The sequence below is a fragment of the Calothrix sp. NIES-2100 genome (assembly GCF_963875285.1).
Taxonomy (GTDB): domain Bacteria; phylum Cyanobacteriota; class Cyanobacteriia; order Cyanobacteriales; family Nostocaceae; genus Aulosira.
This window is the reverse complement of the sequence record NZ_CAWNLA010000001.1, coordinates 935,009-953,239: the sequence shown is the minus strand read 5'-3', so window position 1 is coordinate 953,239 and position 18,231 is coordinate 935,009. Positions and strand designations below refer to the sequence as shown.

Here is an 18,231-nt window from a genome sequence, read left to right as displayed (position 1 = left end):
CTTGGACTATTGACCTTGGACTCTTAATTAATGAGCGATCGCTCTTTTATAAGCTTCATCCAGTACTTCGGAAAGTGTGGGATGGGCGTGAACTAAATGGGCGAGGGTATTTACAGATTGGCGGTTAGCGATGGCGGCTGAGGCTTCGTGGATCAGATCTGAGGCGTGGAGTCCAAAGATGTGGACACCTAAGACTTCTCCTGTATCTTTGCGATACACTACCTTGGCGATACCATCGGCTTCGTTTTCTGCTAAGGCTTTAGAATTCCCTTTGAAATAACTCTTGCTAGTGGCGATTTCAAAGCCCTCAGCTTCACCTAATTCTTTAGCTGCTGTTTCCGTTAAGCCTACATAGCTAATTTCTGGGTGGGTAAAAGCAGCGGCGGGGATGCTGCGATAATCTACCTCACGCGATCGCCCGACAATATTTTCTACGGCAACGATACCTTGGGCTGAAGCCGCATGAGCCAGCATCATTTTACCGTTAGCGTCGCCAATCGCCCACAGATGGGGCACTACTTCCCCACCAGATAATACGGCCATGCTGTCATTCACGGGGATAAAATTCCGGCGGTCGAGTTCCACACCCAAAGATTCTAAACCGAGATTTTTCGTCGCTGGGATGCGTCCAGTAGCTACTAGACAAGCATCGACTTCAATTACATCTAAATCTTCCTTAGTTTTGAAATCCGCTAACTCAATCACCACTGGCGAACCAGGGATGACTTTTTTGGCGTATATCCCTACCTTCGTTTCAATATCGCGGGGAGTAATTAGCACCCGTTCGGCAAGTTTAGCAATATCGCGGTCAAATCCTGGCATTAATTGATCCAGGGCTTCAATCATCGTGATTTCACAGCCCAAAGCCGAGTAAATATCCGAAAATTCCAAGCCGATGTAGCCACTGCCAATAATTGCCACCCAGTTTGGTAGCGATTCTAACTTTACCCCTTGGTCGCTGGTAAAGACAGTTTTGCCATCTACTTCAATACCTGGAGGCACAAACGGCACTGAACCAGGAGAAAGAATGATGTCTTTAGCGGTGATACTTTTTTCACCACCATCCCCAGTAATACTGACTTTTTGCGTACCGACTAATTTACCCCAGCCGCGAATAATATCAACTCCCAGACGCTTGAGGCTGTTAGTTAAATCGCCTTGAATTTTGCCGACAAGATTTGTAGCATGATTAGCGATCGCTTCTCGATCAAACTCCACACTACCCACTTGAATTCCCAAGGACTTGAGGTGGTGGGCATTACGTAACTCCCGCACACGTCCCGAAGCCGCCAACAGCGCTTTCGAGGGAATACAGCCCCTGTTAACACAGGTTCCCCCCATATCAGCCGCTTCAATAATCGCTGTTTTCAAACCGCAACTTACGGCGTGTAGGGCTGCTCCATGTCCACCTACACCAGCGCCTATAATGACTAAATCGTAATCGAATCCATGACTCACGTTAGTTTCCCCGTGTGCTCCGCCTATATATTCTCAACTTGACCAGCGATTCAGTGCAACCCCCTTGAGGTTCGGGAGTTACTATATTTAAATTTATGATTTACGCTAGCAGGGAAAGGACTGAATATCTTCAGTATCACAATCAAAGTTATATACTTGACGTATTTTATACTGAAATGGGGCATTGGACATTGGGCATTGGGCATGGGGCATTGGGCATTGGGCATTTGTCCCCCTTGTCTTCCTTGTCCCCCTTGTCCCCCTTCCGTTGTCCTCCTCATCCCCCTCATCCCCCTCATCCCCTGATCCTCCATCCTTCGATGTTAATTCCCAAGTTAAGTGAATTTACAATCCGCCGGAATGCTAACGCCAAATCTTTTCAACGAGGTGAGGCATATTTTGAGGCGAATGCGGTGCTATCCCTTACCCAACGAGGTAATCTACTTCAAGCAGAAGTAGACGGAAATCCAGATCACCCCTATCAAGTCAGTCTCAGTTTTAATAGTGAAGGATTAACCTCAGTTAAATGTACCTGTCCCCATAATACCGATGATGGCTGGTGTAAACATATTGTGGCGACGATGCTTGTTTGTATGCGTCAGCCAGAAACCATCGATAAGCGTCTGACTTTAGAACAACTCCTGAATCGTCTCGATCATTCGCAAACTCAAAAGTTAGTGCAACAGTTGGTGGCAGAATATCCCCAATTGATCGACGCAGTTGATCGCCATGTTCATTGGATTACATCTATTCCTGTCAAACACCGAACCAAAAAATCTCTCCGCCGCCATACTATCAATCCACAGCCTTTTCGGGAAAAAGTACGCCAGATTTTCCGCGATGCAGTGCGGGCTTGGGAAGATGGGTATTTCAACTATTATCTCAGTGAAGAATTACAGAGTTTATGGCAAACTGCTGTCAATTTGAGCGAACGGGGAGATGGGAATAATGCGATCGCAATTTTAGAGGCCATGACCTCTGCCTGTGTAGAATATTGGGATGATGTCGCCGATTACGGTGAGGATAACTATGAAATTGTCCAAGATTTGAATAAAGCTTGGTGTGAAGCAATTCTTACGGCGAAACTCTCTATCGAAGAAAAAGTTGATTTACAAATCAATTTAGAAACATGGCAGCATCAATGGGATGCTGATTTTGAATTAGCCTCGGAAGCTTTACGCCAAGGCTGGGATGACCCATTTTTAGTGCAAGTTCTTCTCGGTAGTATCACGGAAATGGGAGTTTGGGAAGAAGAAATACCAGACTATGCTGATGATTTAGCATTGATTCGCTTGAAAATTCTCGATCGTCAGGAACGTTACCAAGAATACCTGCATTTAGCAGCAGCCGAAGGACAAACCGAACAATATCTGACAATGCTGGGGCGCTTGGGGAGAGTAGATGAAGCTATCATCGCCGCCCAAGCCCAAATGAATACAATGGCGGAAGCTTTTGCTTTAGCGAAAACTTTAGGAGAACAGAATTCATTACCCGAAGCTTTAGATATTGCCCAAATTGGCTTAAATTTACCTGGTGATTGTCAGTATGAACTCGGCATTTGGACAAGTGATTTAGCGTTGAGATTAGGGAATCGGGAAGTTGCTTTATCCTCACTCATCGCTGCTTTCCATGCCAAGCCATCCTTAGATAATTACCACAAAATCACCGAATTATCCGGGGAAAATTGGGCAAATCTCAAGTCAGAATTGCTGGAACTTCTCCGCATAAATAGCGATTGGGAATCACTATTAGACAAAGTAGAAATTTTCTTATATGAACAGTCAGTTGAGGATGCTATTAAAATTGTCAGTGACTTTTGTGCTGATTATGCTGATTTAATTCACCGCGTCATGGATGCAGCAATATCTAAACAACCTGACTGGGTAATTGCTAATGCTAGTCGTCGTGCTGAGTTGATTATCAATGCAGCAAAGGCAGAATCTTATGATGACGCAGTTCAGTGGTTAAAAAAAGTCCGCGCTGCTTATTTAGCATCTGGGAGAAAAGCAGATTGGGATAGCTATAAAACTAAGTTAATGCAGCAGCATGGAAGGAAGCGGAAATTGATGGGATTATTTAAAGAACAGGATATGGAGTGAACATATTTATCCGTTGAATTTGTATCAGCTATTTTCAACTAGTAGGGCGAACAACGCGAATCAACTTACCTGTCAATGATTCTTCTTGATTAATTGCTTCATTAATTCGAGTTGCCATTCGAGACCTATCAGTATCATTTGTACAAACAATAATACCTAAATGTTCGGGTGAGCTTCTATGTAGTTTGATAAAATCTTGACGATTTAGTGTTATGACAGTTCGATTATCGCTGGTTGCAAAGGCTAACACCTCGTCATCCGGAATACCTAAATTTGCGTTACCAGCTTCCTGTACTGTCAAAACATCATGTCCCATTGTTCGTAACAATTCACTCACTTTGAGTGGGAACATTTCATCAGCGTATAAACGCGCCATGATTTAAGCAACCTCATTAGCAAGGATAGCTGCTTCAATTTCTTGGGGATAAGCATCTGCATATATCCAAGCATTAACTAAATCTGCTGCGCTAATATGAGGATAATCTTGCATAAGTTGGACTTCAGTAATTCCCAGACGACGTGCTTCAACTAATAGCCAAATCGCAATACGAGTTCCAGCAATACAAGCTTCTCCACCACAAATACCAGGTATTTTAGTGATACCTTTGGCTCCAATGTTGATGCTTTGAGTTAGGCTTTGGATAATTGCCGCTTTTTCTGTTGGAGGTAGTGCTAAGATTTGATTTTCTAGTTCTTGGAGAGTCATAGAGTAAATAGCCCAATTTGAATTGGTATTATTTATATTGTAGAAGTAGAGTTTTATCACTTCTGTGTCAGATGTGGGGAAGGGGAAAGAGCGATCGCTTTTAATTTGAGTTTTCGTTTTCACGACCATAATCAACTTTAATTGCTCATTCGCTATCCTTGAATCAATGCTTGAAAGCGCTCATCTTTCCGAATGCTATCAAAATCAGAGTCAGTTTTTGCCATTTCCCGATACTCATCAGGACTGAGATTGATGGCTTGTTGCAGATTTTCTAATGCCTGCTCAATATTACCTTGAAGTGCATAACAGCAAGCTTTGTTGTACCAAGCTTGGTGGTAATCAGGTTGAATATTGATGGCTTGTTCGTAAGCGGCGATCACATCTTGATTGCGTCCTAATTTCTGTAGCGCCACCCCCCGGTTGTTCCAAGCTTGGTGGTAATCAGGTTGAATTGACAGTGCTTTGTCATAGGATATGAGCGCATCTTGATTGCGTCCTAATTTCTGTAGCGCCACTCCCCGGTTGTACCAAGCTTCGTGGTAATCAGGTTGAGTTGACAGTGCTTTTTCAAAGGATGCGCTCGCTTCTTCATTGCATCCTAAATTCCCTAGGGCAATCCCCCGGTTGTTCCAAGCTTCGTAGTCATCAGGTTGAATTGACAGTGCTTTATTATAGGATGCGATCGCTTCTTGATAGCGCCCTAAATTCCTTAGCGCATTCCCACGGTTATTCCAAGCTTGGTGTAAATCAGATTTAATTGAAAGTGCTTTGTCATAGGAGGTAATTGCTTCTTCATTGCTTCCTAAATTCAATAGTGCATTACCCCGGTTGTTCCAAGCTTGGTGTAAATTAGGTTGAATTGAAAGTGCTTTGTCATAGGAGGTAATTGCTTCTTCATTGCTTCCTAATTTTTCTAAAGCCACCCCCCGATTATTCCAAGCGTCGTAGTCATCAGGTCGAATTGACAGTACTTTGTCAAAGGATGCGAGTGCTTCTTCATTGCGTCCTAACTTCCCTACTACCACCCCCCGGTTGTTCCAAGCTTCGTAGTCATCAGGTTGAATTGACAGTACTTTGTCAAAGGATGCGAGTGCTTCTTCATTGCGTCCTAAATTAACTAGTGCATACCCCCGGTTGTTCCAAGCTTGGTGTAAATTAGGTTGAATTGAAAGTGCTTTTTCATAGGATACGAGTGCTTCTTCATTGCTTCCTAATTTTTCTAGCGCATACCCCCGGTTGTTCCAAACTTCGTGGTAATAAGGTCTAATTGAAAGTGCTTTTTCAAAGGATATGAGTGCTTCTTCATTGCGTCCTAAATTAACTAGCGCATACCCCCGGTTGTTCCAAGCTTCGTGGTAATCAGGCTGAATTGAAAGTGCTTTTTCATAGAATACGAGCGCAGCTTCGTATTCTTTTGCCGAAGACAGCAAATTACCAAGTTCAAGTTGTAAGTTTACCTTACTATCTTCTGTCTGATGTTTTTCTGCCAATAAGTCTTGAATTTCTAAGACTTTTTCAATCTTTTGTTCTTGGCTAAGTTTTAAATACTGCTCATAGTCTCCTTCTAATATCAGCCGATTTGATTCTTGTTCTACCAATTCTGGTGTAGTTTGTAATTCAAATATTCCGGAACGCCAATCAAAAAAATCTGGGGCACGGTGGATAAAATAGTCTATGGAAAATGACCGCAAAAGAAACACAAAGCAAAATGGAAAATCATCTCTAAACCGTTCTCGCTGTTGATTTAAATGATTTAAAATATGCGGTACACTGGTCAAATTACGAAATTTTCCTTCGGTAATTTCCCCAAAAGTTCTTTTTTCATACTTGTATAAAGAATATTCCAAACCTGTAATTAATAAAATATCAATTTGCTTGTCTTTAACCAGAGCAGCTACTCGCTGATATAACTTATCAATCGACTCAAATAAGCGTAAAACTTCTATATGTTTCTGAGTAATATCCTGTGGCAGTTTAGCAATTAATCTGTCTGCTTCCACAGATGTACATTGGACAAAAAACAAGCCAAATCCTGATTTACGCTTGAGGGCGCGAACTAAATCTTGATAAACTTCTTCTGGTTCTGGGGGTAAATCATCATCCCATTCATCTAGATTTGGGTTCATGATAGTTTGGCTAAAGCTTCTTTAAATTCGGGAATTTTTGCAATTAATGGATGAATATCATACCACCGCTGGATCTCATCTTCATTATCCATAAAGCGGTATTCTAAAAGGCAACGGTTATACATCAAGCTGCGATATTTGTCATCATTAATAATACGTTTAGAACGATAGACTTCCGCTAAAAGACTCCATTGGTTTTCTTCTACAGTGCGGCGATAGGTATCTCTAGCTTTAGTAATTGCTCGTCGCACTGCTTTTTCTGTAATCGGTAACTCTTGAGTATTTGTAATAGCTTCTTGAGTTAACAATAGCAAATTCCTCGCATATCCGCCACTCATTAAACACAGTCCTTCTAAGGTGTTAGGACTATCAAAAATGTCTTTTTCTAATGAAAGTTCCGGTGCAATTTGCCGAACTCGCTTGCGAATTACTTCTTTAACTTTGTTCAACCCTGGTTGGTAAATTTCTCCATCGCGAGTTTTTACCATAATCATCGGTAAAATTAAGTATTCACCATAGATATCTCGAATATCAGAGCCGCTTTTAGAATACAGTAAGGAAATAGGTGCAGTGTAAATTAGATGGCAATCCAATCCTTTGAGTTGTCCGCTACGGTCTACAAAAACTTCTTCATAGTTGGTGCTATCTCCCTCCTTAACTAATACCATCCGGTCTAAATTATCGACAATTACCGCCAGTTTAGTGCAGCCATTAGGTAAATTTTGTTTAGCATCTTTAAGAAATTCATTCAACACCTGAATTAAAGTGACGGTGTGAGGATTAATTTTTTGGCGAATCTGTTGACGTAATTCGGGAACGCCTCTTAAATTTGCTGTTAGCTTGGCAAATTGAGCAATTTGCGCTTCTATTTCTAGACTTTCAAACTCTATGGGAGTCTGCGCCAAATCTTTCAACTCTCCCCACAGGCTTTTTAACCAGTTGAGTATGGGACGAGGATTAGCAATTTTCTGTAAATCTTTGAGCAAGCGGCGTGTACAGGCGAGGAGAATATCTGTATATTGAGCATCTTCGGAATCAATATCTTCTTCATCAGCCGCAAAATAGACAACATAGAATTGCCGATTTTCTAAATACTTCTTTAACCTGAGTAATTCTGTAGATTTCCCAGCACCCCGATGTCCAGAATATAATTGACAGGTATTAGTGTTTGCCAATCGCATCCGATTTCCCAAGTCTTGCAAAATATCCGCATCTCCCCGCACATCCTGACAATCTACATACCTAATGTCATCGGCGGGTAAGGGTTCAAAGGGGTTAAAGGCGTTGTAGAGTTCGCTAAGTAAGTCAGGATAATTAAGCATAAGTATTAAATATGGCAATTTTGCCCATTATACTGTCGGTAATAGCCCCTAACACTCGTTAATGAAGCTCTAAGCCTGATTAATGGAGCTAAAAGCCTGATTAATGGAGCTAAAAGCCTGATTAATGAAGTTAAAAGCCTGATTAATGAAGCTCGAAGCCTCATTAATGAAGTTAAAAGCCTCATTCACGGAGCTAAAAGCCTCGTTAATGAAGCTAAAAGCCTCATTAATGAAGTTAAAAGCCTCGTTAATGAAGCTAAAAGCCTCATTAATGAAGTTAAAAGCCTCATTAATGAAGCTAAAAGCCTCATTAGGGAACTCCAAAAAATAAATTATGCCAAATTGTAGGGGCGGGGTAACCCCGCCCCTACGAGTTGCGGGTTTGGTAGGTTAATGATTGGAATATTTTTTTATTTGGAAGTCCCTTAATTCATTGTTGATATTGCGTCGGTGCGTTGCGCAGCGCGACAATACACCAATACAGTTCAGTTAGGCTAGGATGCAATACACCGTAGGGGCACGGCATCCACAATCTTTTGGTGTATACAGTAATCTTATCGGTGCCGTGCCCCTACAATATCTCTTAACACCAAGCGTATTGGACAATACACCCTACATTTACTAGATTTACTACATTTACAGCCTTTTTCAGATAAATTAAATTCACGGGTAGGGGCACAACATTGTTGTGCCCTGAAGATTATCTCTAGCTCACCAAGTTAAAATCTGAATGCTGGGTTTGTGCTACCTGGCAACACACCCTGACATTTAAATTCTTTTATCGCTGGAAGTTAATAAAATAAGGGCACAGCATTGCTGTACCCCTACGAATCGCTGATATTTTCTGCAAATCAGTCAATCAAGAAAAAATCCCACAACTCAGCGATAAAAATCTCTCTTAACAGTCAACCGTCAACAGTCAACCAGAATTTAATATTCGGGAACTGAAGAATCTACTTCCCGACTCCATGCGGTGATTCCGCCTTTGACATTTGTCCCGACAATCCCAGATTCTTTAAGAATGCTCAAAGCTTTTGCCGATCGCCCGCCCATTTTACAATGAGCTATTAAGCGGTGACCGTTGAGTACTTCTTTTACCTTTTGCACGCCATCGCCATTTTCAATATCTGGTAATGGAATTAATACAGAACCAGGAATTTTGGCGATTTCGTATTCATGGGGGTTACGTACATCCAACAGTACAAAGTCTTTTGCACCGCTATCTAATAACTGTTTCAATTCCGTAACAGTCATTTCTTGAATTTCCTGCTGCTGTTTCGCTTCTTCAGCTTTAGCTTGGGGTATACCGCAGAATTCTTCGTAGTCTATCAGTTTTTCAATTACTGGGCGGATGGGGTTAGGACGCAGCTTCAATTCGCGGAACTTCATTTCTAAGGCGTTGTATAGCAGCAGTCGTCCACTTAAAGTATTACCCTGTCCGAGAATAATTTTGACAGTTTCCGTCGCTTGGATCACACCAATAATTCCGGGCAATATTCCTAATACCCCACCTTCGGCGCAGGAGGGAACCATTCCTGGTGGTGGTGGTTCGGGATACAAGTCACGATAATTCGGCCCACCTTCGTAGTTAAATACAGTGGCTTGTCCTTCAAAGCGGAAAATCGAACCGTAAACGTTAGGCTTGTTGAGCAACACACAAGCATCGTTAACTAAATACCGCGTCGGGAAGTTATCAGTCCCATCGACGACAATATCATAAGGTTCCAAAATACTCAGAGCATTTTCGGAACTGAGGCGAACTTCATGCAGATCAACCTGACAATAGGGGTTAATCTCCAGAATTCGCTCTTTAGCTGATTGAATTTTCGGTTTCCCTACCCAGGATGTACTGTGAATGACTTGGCGTTGCAAATTAGAAGTATCAACAACATCGAAATCAACAATCCCGATGCGTCCCACACCCGCAGCTGCCAAATATAACAGCAGTGGCGCACCCAGTCCACCTGTACCGATACAGAGTACACTGGCGGCTTTCAGGCGTTTTTGTCCTTCTAGTCCTACTTCCGGCAAAATTAGGTGACGGGAGTAGCGTTCGTAATCGTCTTTAGTTAACTGGATTTCTTCCAGATTGGGATTGAGCATAGCAATTTTCAGTGGAGGGCGGATTATTTATCGTAGCGAAAAATGATATCCGTATTAAATAAGGTTGTCATTTGTCATTTGTCATTTGTCATTGGTAAGGGTTTCAGGCTTGTTTAGGTAAGGTACATAGTTGTCTGGGATCGCCGACCTACTTACTTAGGTTCTTTAAATTATGTTGTTAATTGCTTCTGGTTGGAATTGATGAGTGTCGTCTAGACTCCAGCTTTGGAGTGTTTCGGCTTTGCCTTTTGGAACGGAAACTATTATATATGAGTATTCAGGCCAAGCATAGAGGCGATCGCATTCGGAAGGAATCGCCGGTGCATCCGGGTGGGAATGGTAAATACCGATAATATTAAGAGAGCGATCGCGGGCTTCTCTTTGAGCTTTTAACATCACTTCAGGTGCGATCGCATATCGTCGCCTTTGACTTTCTCCTGTGGAATAGCCTGGAAAATCAGCCGTTGCTGCTGTATTCCAGGCATTTTCTGTGGGCATAACTTCGACAACAGTTTTACCTTCACTCATCCCATGACCCAGAATTATACCGCAACACTCATCGGGGTAAGTGCTTTCGGCATGGCTGCGGATAATTTCCAGGTGTTGGGGAAGGAGTTGGAGAGTCATTCAAAAATTCCGGCTGAGTTTCTCAATCGTATTTTCCAGTAATTCTTTCACTTCTACCACACCACTAACCAGGCGATCGTAATCAGAAGGTTGCAGCAGTTCTAACTCATAGCAAAGCAGCAGGAAATATTCTACCTCTATGGCTGCATCCCTGGCCATTTGCAAAAAATCCAGTTTTTCTTCGCGATCATCGCGATGGCTTCCCTGAGCAATTTTAATCGGGACAGCAGAACAAGCTAAACGTATTTGTTGTGTTAAACCTAGTAATTCGTCCTCGGGAAAAGTTCTCGTTAACTCATAAACTGCAACTGTGAGTTCATGGGCTTTATCCCACTCAGGAAGATTTCTGAATTCTGACATTTTGATATAGTAACCCTGATAATTGATTAGGCGCGTCATGCGAGTGGTTCATCGCATTAATTTTGATGATTTCGTATTCACCACTTTAGTACTTTATACTTCAGGACTGAAGTCCTGACTACTAATTTATTCTCACTAGCAATGCCCACCCTAATACTATGGCACTGAGAGGTTTTTTGAAGTTTATATACACAATTTAAACTGATTATAGATATGTTAAAAATTTGACGTATTTTTTAACATACTGCCCATTAATCTTAGGAAACCATAGTCACTTTCCCTGTAGCCAGGTCGTAATGACCACCTACAATTTTCAGTTTGCCTTGCTTAATTAAATTGCCTAAAATTGTGGATCTTTGGGCTAAATGTTCGGCTTGATATTGCACATTCGCAATAACAGTATTTTCTACTAAATCGCCATTTTTCTTTCTGGCTATTTCCACAGCAGGTTTAATTTCTTCGACAAAAACACCAATTCTGCCAGGAAGTGGTTTACCCTCCACCGCAGCTTTTACCGCACCGCATTTTGTATGACCCAGAACTAAAATTAGTTGCGCTCCTAAAACTGATGTAGCATATTCCAAGCTACCGATCGCCTCACCAGAAGCGACATTACCAGCTACGCGCACCACAAATAAATCCCCTAATCCTTGATCAAAGACAATTTCAGCCGGTACTCTAGAATCAGCACAGCCGAGTATAGCTGCAAATGGATATTGAGCTGCAACAGTTTCTTGTAAACGAAATTTAGATTGGCGGGGATGAAGACTTTTCCCTTGGACAAATCGTTGATTTCCGGCTAGCAAATTGTTTAATGCTGCTTGGGGATTAACTGGTTTAGGTCTTTCTACAACATCATTAGATAGGTCTTCAGCCAAAGAAGGCTCTTTGTTCCACAATATACCGCCAGCACCAACAATAGCCCCAATACCAATGCTACCCAACCCGGCTAAATGTATAAAATTACGCCGCCCAATAAAACCATTAATTTTAGCCATTCATCTACCTGGCAACCGTTTCGTTGTTGCCTGGAAGATAGCAAAATTAAGCCAGACGTAAGAGTACCCGCTGACACGGTTTAAGAGTCATTTAATTTTTGGGCATTGGGCATTGGGCATGGGGCATTGGGCATTGGGCATGGGGCATTGGGCATTGGGCATGGGGCATGGGGCATTGGGCATTGGTCATTTGTCATTTGTCCGCCTCCTCTGCCTCCTCTGCCCCTCTGCCCCCCTGCCCCCTGCCCCTCAATGCCCTCTCCCCGCGCCTAGATACAGTTCTGCGACTTTGGGGTCATTCAACAATTCTTGACCTGGGCCTGATATAGCATCGCGTCCAGATTCTAGTACATAACCGCGATCGGCCATTTCCAAGGCTTTACGGGCGTTTTGTTCTACTAGGACAATTGCTGTACCACTCTGGTTAATTTGCTTAATTTGCTCAAATACTTGTGTAACCAGGATGGGAGATAAAGCCGCAGAAGGTTCATCTAAAAGCAGCAAATTCGGTTCCAGCATCAAAGCCTTACCCATTGCCAACATCTGACGTTCTCCCCCCGAAAGAGTACCAGCGCGTTGACGACGGCGATCGCTTAATCGGGGAAACATCGTAAATATTTTATCTTTCAGGGGTTTTAGGGGAATGTCACGCACAAAAGCCCCCATTTCCAGGTTCTCTTCAATTGTCAGGGAAGGGAAGACATTAGCGATTTGCGGAACATAGCACATTCCCCGTTGCACAATTTGATTTGACTTTAGCCCCGCAATATTTTCACCTTTAAAGGTAATTGTGCCTGTATGGGGAGTTAATAGTCCAAAAATGGTTTTTGCCAAGGTAGATTTACCCGCACCATTAGGGCCGATTACGGTTACCAACTCCCCCGCTTCCACCCGAAAATTCACACCTTGCAGGATATCTACATCTTTAATATATCCAGCATGGACATTTTCAACTTCTAGTAAATAGTCATTTGTCATTTGTCAATAGTCAATAGTCGTTTGTTATTGGGTATTGGGTATGGGGCATTGGGCATTGGGCACTTGTACTGAGCGGAGTCGAAGTATTGGGCATTGGGCATTGGGCATTTCTCTCCCTTGTCCTCCTTGTCCTCCTTGTCCCCCCTGCTCCCCTGCTCCCCTGCCCCTTACCTCTACTCCCTCGCCTCTACCTTAACCCTGGACTATGGACTATTCTGGCGTTTTTTGCAACTCTGGTCGTTCTTCTTGAACGATCGCTCCTTCTACTGGGCATACTTGGAAACAGATGCCACAATCAATACAAGTAGCAAAGTCAATCCAGTACCAATCGGTTCCCTTGAGGTTTTTACCTGGTCCATCATGAATGCAAGCTACTGGACAAGCATCTACGCAGTCAGCAATGCCTTCACAGACATCGGTAACAATTGTGTGTGGCATGTTCTTGATTCCCTCTGTTTAAAATCGGCTATTTCTAGCCTAGCAATTAGTGTTGTTCACTAGTAGCATAATTCCCAACTCTGAGGAAAACGTCTAATTGCAATTACAGGGATTGTCGGTATTGATGGAAACTGCTGCTATTCCGAATTTATGTATAATTACTCTATAATTGCCGATTTTTTATTTCCCATACCAACCATTCTTTTTCTTGCTGTGTCAAAAATGCACCGAATTTAAACAATTTCTTTTCATCAAAATTGTTCTGTTTCTTCTCAGAGGGTTTTTGATAGCTTCTCAAAACATAATGAATTAGAATCTGAGAAAATTTATAATGCCTATTACTTTCTAATTCCACCGAAATAATAATATCTAAAGGGTGAAGTTTTATTTGCTGAATGCAAAAACCCAGTAACCATTTTTCTAGGCTGATATAGTCTGGTTTAATTTTCAGTATGGTAGTTGATGCAGAATTCAGAAACAAAGTAATGGATGTAGATAAAGGTTTGCAAAATAGTAGTTTCCATAATAATTTTATAGTTGAAAAGATACATTCTGAAATGGGTATAAAAAAATTTATAATTATTATAGGAGTCCATAAAAAAAACCAGATAAATATGAATACACAGGAGAATAATATTAAGGTCATAATACCAAAATAATCCAAAAATAGAATCCAGTATATCAAACTTAAACCGCCAAGAAAAATTAGAGAAAAAAATAAAAATAAAAAACTGTAATTGTTGTAAAAACATCCTGGGGGAATATTTACGATTAAATAATCCTCAGTTTTCCTGACAATGACATGACTTTTCTTTGGTCGTCGGGGTATGAGTGCTATTTGACCTAATAATGTTGCTAAGGCTGCTTCTGCGGAAGGAAAACGGTCAGCACTGACTGGTTCTAACATTTGTTCTAACCAGTTGCTAAAATCTTGGGAAATATTAACGTAAGTACGGAAATCAATTTTGAGTTTACGCTGTGGTAAATCAGTGGGTGATTTTCCCGTCAACAAAAACAGTAGCGTTGTTCCCAAACCATATAAATCGGTAGAGGGAAAAGCTTGTCCGCGAAACTGTTCTGGAGCCATATAGCCAAAAGTTCCTACTACTGTACTACCGCCAGTCACAGTATTATGATATGTGTCCGCTACTGCGCCAAAATCTACTAAGAATAATTTCTGATGATCGGAACTTAAAATAATATTTTCCGGCTTAATATCACGATGGATAACTGGCGGTTTTAGTGAGTGTAAATAAATCATGATTTCCAGAAGTTGAATAGCAATTTGCTTCACTTCTTCTTCATCGGGAAGCCAGCCATTTTCTACCAGCATCGCCAAAGAATTTCCAGGCGCTAATTGTTGAACAATGTAAAAGGAACGATCAAAGTTAGTATCTACTTGAAAATAATCCAAGTAGCGAGGAATTGCTGGATGGTTGAGTTGAGAAAGAATTTTTGCTTCTCTTTCAAACAACTCCATTTTTTTCCATTCACTCATACGCCTCAATGATAAAACTTTCAGCGCTACTTGTTCACCGCTTTGTAAGTCAACGGCTGCGTAGGTAATACCGACTCCACCCTGTCCCAATTTACCTAAGATGCGATACCTTTGATTGATAATTTCTTCGGCTTGGTGTAATATTTGCATGTTTTTTTGTAATTAATTGCGTCCGACTATTTACTTAACAGAAAATCTTGAATTTGTCGCTCTCTCTTCACGCTCTCTCTCACGTTCTTTCCTTTCTTGCGCGGGAGTTCTGTCAAGTTTATTCTTGGCATTGACATCAGCACCCTTGGCAATTAGTACTTTTATTACGTAGATGTCTTCTGCTAAATGCAGTGGAGTGTTACCATCATTATTCCTAGAATTGACATCAGCACCTTTAGCAATTAGCAGTTTGATTACATCTATGTCTTCTGCCAAATGCAGTGGAGTGTTACCATCATTATTATTAGAATTGACATCAGCACCCTTGGCAATTAACAGTTTTACTACGTCTATGTCTTCTGCCAAATGCAGTGGAGTGTTGCCATAGTTGTTCCTGGAATTAACATTAGCACCCTGAGCAATCTGCAATTCTACAATTTGCTTGTTGCCTTGTTCTGCTGCTATATTAAGTATATTGTTGCCAGCTATATCGGTAAATCCAATGCTGCTTAAAATATCCCATTTATAGAAATTTAACAGGGTAATAGTAGTAATAGCAGTAACAGCAACTCCCACACCAACTATTTTTTGCCACTGAACCGAGATATTCGATTTCACAGTCAGCTTTCGCTTACCCTGTAAAACGTCCAAGGCTTTCTGTGCCGAAGGGAAACGATCTTCCGTATCTGGCTCTAGCATTTTCTCTAGCCAGTCGGCAAATTCATCACTAATTTCCACGCGGGGACGGAAATTAATTTTTAAGCCATCACTTTCCAAATCTGCGGGGGAACAGTGTGTTAAAAGAGATAATAAAGTTGCTCCTAAAGCATACAAATCAGTGGCAGGTACGGCTTGTCCGCGAAATTGTTCGGGAGCCATATAACCATAAGTTCCTACTACTGTACTTCCGCGCATAAAAGTTGTGTAATAGGTATGTTTTACAGCTCCAAAATCTACTAAAAAAACCTGCCCATCATCACGGCGAATAATATTTTGCGGCTTGATATCGCGATGAACTACAGGAGGTTTGAGGGAGTGCAAGTAAACAAGAATTTCTAATATTTGGATAGCGATGCGCCGCACCTCATCTTCACTAGTGCGCCATCCACTTTCCACCAAAGCCGCCAGTGTCTTACCTTCTGCCAGTTGCTGGACAATATAAAAATAACGATCTTCTAACGTTTCTATCTGAAAATATCCTAAATATTGAGGAATACTTAGATGATTGAGATGGGAGAGAATTTCTGCTTCTCGCTCAAACAACTCCATCATTTTCCAGTCAGTCATCCGGTGCAGCGATAATACTTTGAGAGCTACTTGTTGACTGCTTTTTAAGTCCTGAGCAAGGTATGTGGTTCCGCTTCCACCTTCTCCCAAGGTATCTAGAATCCGATACTGAGAGGCAATAATGTCTTCCTTCTGGTGTAACATTTCCATATAACTTTGTTCATTGATAGTATTAGGTGTAGTTGTAGATTGCGTTGCGAAAATGCCACTCGCTTTTAGCCAGTAACCCATGCACAGCAGTATTTATGGAGCAATTTTCTGGTTTATAAGTTAATCAATTAAGCCTGCTGCTCGAGCGCGAATTTTAGTAATGATTCTGATATTTTTGCCTTGATTTTTTAATTCTTCACCATCAATATCTAAAGCTGCGTAGAGCTTATCCCAATAGTGGCGTACCATGCGTTCTGATACACGAATATGTGCAGCGATCGCTTTATCTTGCAATCCTTCATTAAAAGCTAAACTTAGTAGTTTTAATACCTCTGGTTTATTGTTGAATTGTGCATAAATATTCGTAATTTCTTTAATATGAGTGAATCCTTTTAATGCTCCATCCACTCGCGAGAGCATTTCTTGGCTATCAAGACTTTTATCGGCGATGGTAAAGCCTCCCTTATGGGCAGTAATTAAAGATTTAATTTGCCCTAGTCTGTTAATAGCAGCGCTGTGGACAAGAATATTCAAGCTAGGATATTTTTGCATCACCTGCTGTAACAGTTGAATACCTGTATGAGTTTGTGCTACTACTCCAGGTTTTTCTGGGAGCAAAATATCCATAATTATCAGGTCTGGCAGCAAAATTGAAATTTTATGGAGAGCTTCATTTGCTGTTCTCGCACTGATAATTTTTCCATCTGGATAGCGATTTTTTAGCAATTCAACTGTTCCAGTTAGACAAATATCATAACTATCAACTAACACAATTTGCAGTGATACCTTTTCTGGGAAATCTTCGTTCATAGCGATAACTTACTCAATAGAAAACCGCAAAGTTTATGAGATAGACATCTAGGCGATCGCTTTTTAACTCGCTCAATGACTATCGGTAGCGAGAGTCAAAATAGACGTAATTTTTACATAAATTTACAAAATCAGGCATAAAGTCCGGAAGCAGAACTATGATTGTGTGTCATGGATGGTAGCCTCTACAGATTCTTGGTATTAGTTAACCGCCGCCGCCACAACCACCACCACAGCCACCGCCACAGCCACCACCTCCGCCGTCACCACCGTCACCACCGCCGCCACCGCTGTAACCACTACTACTACTGCTATCGGAGAAGAAGCTACCAAGGAAGAAGAGAAAGAATAATCCCCAAAAAAACCACCCAAACCAATTAATAGAAGATTTTGAACTTTGCCAAGAAGGGGTTTTTATGTCAGTACCTGTGCGATCAAATTTTACCTGAATTCCTAACTCTGACCCTGGCTCAATAGCTGTTTGCGCGATCGCTTCAATGGTTTTTGCATCAACTTTGCGGATATTTGCGGCTATGCCAAAGCTTTGGAAATCTTTAATCTTCGTAGCGAATTGTTCAGGAAATTCTACTGTTACTTTTGCTTGTTTGATAGTAGCTTTCCGGTCAGGAAAAATAGCTTTCCAATATACTTGTGCATCATTACCATCTACGGACAATCCCCCAACAACACGATATTTCAACACGAAAGTATGGCTTTCTGGTGGTTTTAATTGATGTTCCCAACGAATCCAAAATTGATTATTCTCTTGACTGGTTGTGCTGGGTAATATTTGACCATTTTCTGATACTGTTACTTCCGTAATTTTGTCTACTTTATCCAGAAGAATGTAGCGGTAACGTTGTTTGTCGTAGTCTGCGGTAAATGTATATTTTTGCGTTTCTGTGATTAACATATCACCGTTAGTTTGCACGGCGATATCAACATTCATCAATTCCCAATAGAAAGGGACTGGTTGGGCTTGGACATGATGGAAAGAGAATGTGAGGCTGAAAATCAAGGTTAGAAAAAATAGAATCAGCCTTGGAATTAGTTTACTGCACATGATGAATTACTCCCTAAATGGAAGAATTTTTGTATTTTTTAAAACGGCAGTCACGCTT

The 18,231-nt window shown here is 41.4% G+C and carries 17 protein-coding genes; 1 reads left to right on the top strand and 16 read right to left on the bottom strand.

Features of this window, described 5'->3' with window-relative positions:
• Positions 1 to 27: 27 nt before the first annotated feature.
• Positions 28 to 1,458 carry a dihydrolipoyl dehydrogenase gene (gene lpdA, locus AACU32_RS03845; protein ID WP_096598025.1) on the bottom strand — a complete coding sequence of 477 codons (1,431 nt, stop codon included), beginning with the start codon at positions 1,456 to 1,458 and terminating at the stop codon, positions 28 to 30.
• A gap of 320 nt (positions 1,459 to 1,778) precedes the next feature.
• Between lpdA and AACU32_RS03840 the strand changes: the two genes are divergently transcribed.
• Entirely contained in the window at positions 1,779 to 3,557 is a 1,779-nt protein-coding gene (locus AACU32_RS03840) for an SWIM zinc finger family protein (protein ID WP_096598021.1), read from the top strand.
• Positions 3,558 to 3,591: 34 nt separating this feature from the next.
• Here AACU32_RS03840 and AACU32_RS03835 read toward each other — a convergent pair whose 3' ends face one another.
• The 15 genes from AACU32_RS03835 to AACU32_RS03765 form a co-directional block, all read right to left on the bottom strand.
• Positions 3,592 to 3,933: a DUF5615 family PIN-like protein gene (locus AACU32_RS03835; protein ID WP_096598019.1), complete on the bottom strand. Its 342-nt coding sequence runs from the start codon at positions 3,931 to 3,933 to the stop codon at positions 3,592 to 3,594.
• 3 nt (positions 3,934 to 3,936) lie between these two features.
• Positions 3,937 to 4,263, bottom strand: a complete 327-nt coding sequence (locus AACU32_RS03830; RefSeq protein WP_096607844.1) for a DUF433 domain-containing protein — start codon at positions 4,261 to 4,263, stop codon at positions 3,937 to 3,939.
• 152 nt (positions 4,264 to 4,415) lie between these two features.
• A complete protein-coding gene (locus tag AACU32_RS03825) occupies positions 4,416 to 6,389 on the bottom strand; it encodes a tetratricopeptide repeat protein (RefSeq protein WP_096598017.1) in 1,974 nt (657 codons plus the stop codon).
• Positions 6,386 to 7,711 (bottom strand): AAA family ATPase, encoded by a 1,326-nt coding sequence (locus tag AACU32_RS03820; RefSeq protein WP_096598015.1) that lies wholly within the window; start codon positions 7,709 to 7,711, stop codon positions 6,386 to 6,388. Before AACU32_RS03820 ends, AACU32_RS03825 begins: the two co-directional genes overlap by 4 nt.
• A 69-nt stretch (positions 7,712 to 7,780) precedes the next feature.
• Positions 7,781 to 8,035, bottom strand: a complete 255-nt coding sequence (locus AACU32_RS03815) for a hypothetical protein (RefSeq protein WP_096598013.1) — start codon at positions 8,033 to 8,035, stop codon at positions 7,781 to 7,783.
• 606 nt (positions 8,036 to 8,641) lie between these two features.
• Entirely contained in the window at positions 8,642 to 9,814 is a 1,173-nt protein-coding gene (gene moeB, locus AACU32_RS03810; protein WP_096598011.1) for a molybdopterin-synthase adenylyltransferase MoeB, read from the bottom strand.
• A gap of 165 nt (positions 9,815 to 9,979) precedes the next feature.
• Positions 9,980 to 10,441, bottom strand: a complete 462-nt coding sequence (locus tag AACU32_RS03805; RefSeq protein ID WP_096598009.1) for a Mov34/MPN/PAD-1 family protein — start codon at positions 10,439 to 10,441, stop codon at positions 9,980 to 9,982.
• Positions 10,442 to 10,801, bottom strand: a complete 360-nt coding sequence (locus AACU32_RS03800; RefSeq protein ID WP_096607843.1) for a four helix bundle protein — start codon at positions 10,799 to 10,801, stop codon at positions 10,442 to 10,444.
• A gap of 257 nt (positions 10,802 to 11,058) precedes the next feature.
• Complete coding sequence (locus AACU32_RS03795) at positions 11,059 to 11,799, bottom strand: carbonic anhydrase (protein ID WP_096598007.1); 741 nt, start codon at positions 11,797 to 11,799, stop codon at positions 11,059 to 11,061.
• 249 nt (positions 11,800 to 12,048) lie between these two features.
• Positions 12,049 to 12,777 (bottom strand): ABC transporter ATP-binding protein, encoded by a 729-nt coding sequence (locus AACU32_RS03790; protein WP_096598003.1) that lies wholly within the window; start codon positions 12,775 to 12,777, stop codon positions 12,049 to 12,051.
• A 210-nt stretch (positions 12,778 to 12,987) separates the two neighbouring features.
• On the bottom strand, positions 12,988 to 13,215 hold the full coding sequence (locus AACU32_RS03785; RefSeq protein ID WP_096598001.1) for an indolepyruvate ferredoxin oxidoreductase subunit alpha: 228 nt from the start codon (positions 13,213 to 13,215) through the stop codon (positions 12,988 to 12,990).
• A gap of 163 nt (positions 13,216 to 13,378) precedes the next feature.
• Positions 13,379 to 14,863 carry a serine/threonine protein kinase gene (locus AACU32_RS03780; RefSeq protein WP_096597999.1) on the bottom strand — a complete coding sequence of 495 codons (1,485 nt, stop codon included), beginning with the start codon at positions 14,861 to 14,863 and terminating at the stop codon, positions 13,379 to 13,381.
• Positions 14,864 to 14,893: 30 nt separating this feature from the next.
• Positions 14,894 to 16,300 carry a protein kinase domain-containing protein gene (locus tag AACU32_RS03775; RefSeq protein WP_096607842.1) on the bottom strand — a complete coding sequence of 469 codons (1,407 nt, stop codon included), beginning with the start codon at positions 16,298 to 16,300 and terminating at the stop codon, positions 14,894 to 14,896.
• 120 nt (positions 16,301 to 16,420) lie between these two features.
• Entirely contained in the window at positions 16,421 to 17,110 is a 690-nt protein-coding gene (locus AACU32_RS03770; protein WP_096597997.1) for a response regulator transcription factor, read from the bottom strand.
• 205 nt (positions 17,111 to 17,315) lie between these two features.
• Positions 17,316 to 18,173 carry a DUF2207 domain-containing protein gene (locus tag AACU32_RS03765; RefSeq protein WP_096597995.1) on the bottom strand — a complete coding sequence of 286 codons (858 nt, stop codon included), beginning with the start codon at positions 18,171 to 18,173 and terminating at the stop codon, positions 17,316 to 17,318.
• Positions 18,174 to 18,231 lie beyond the last annotated feature (58 nt).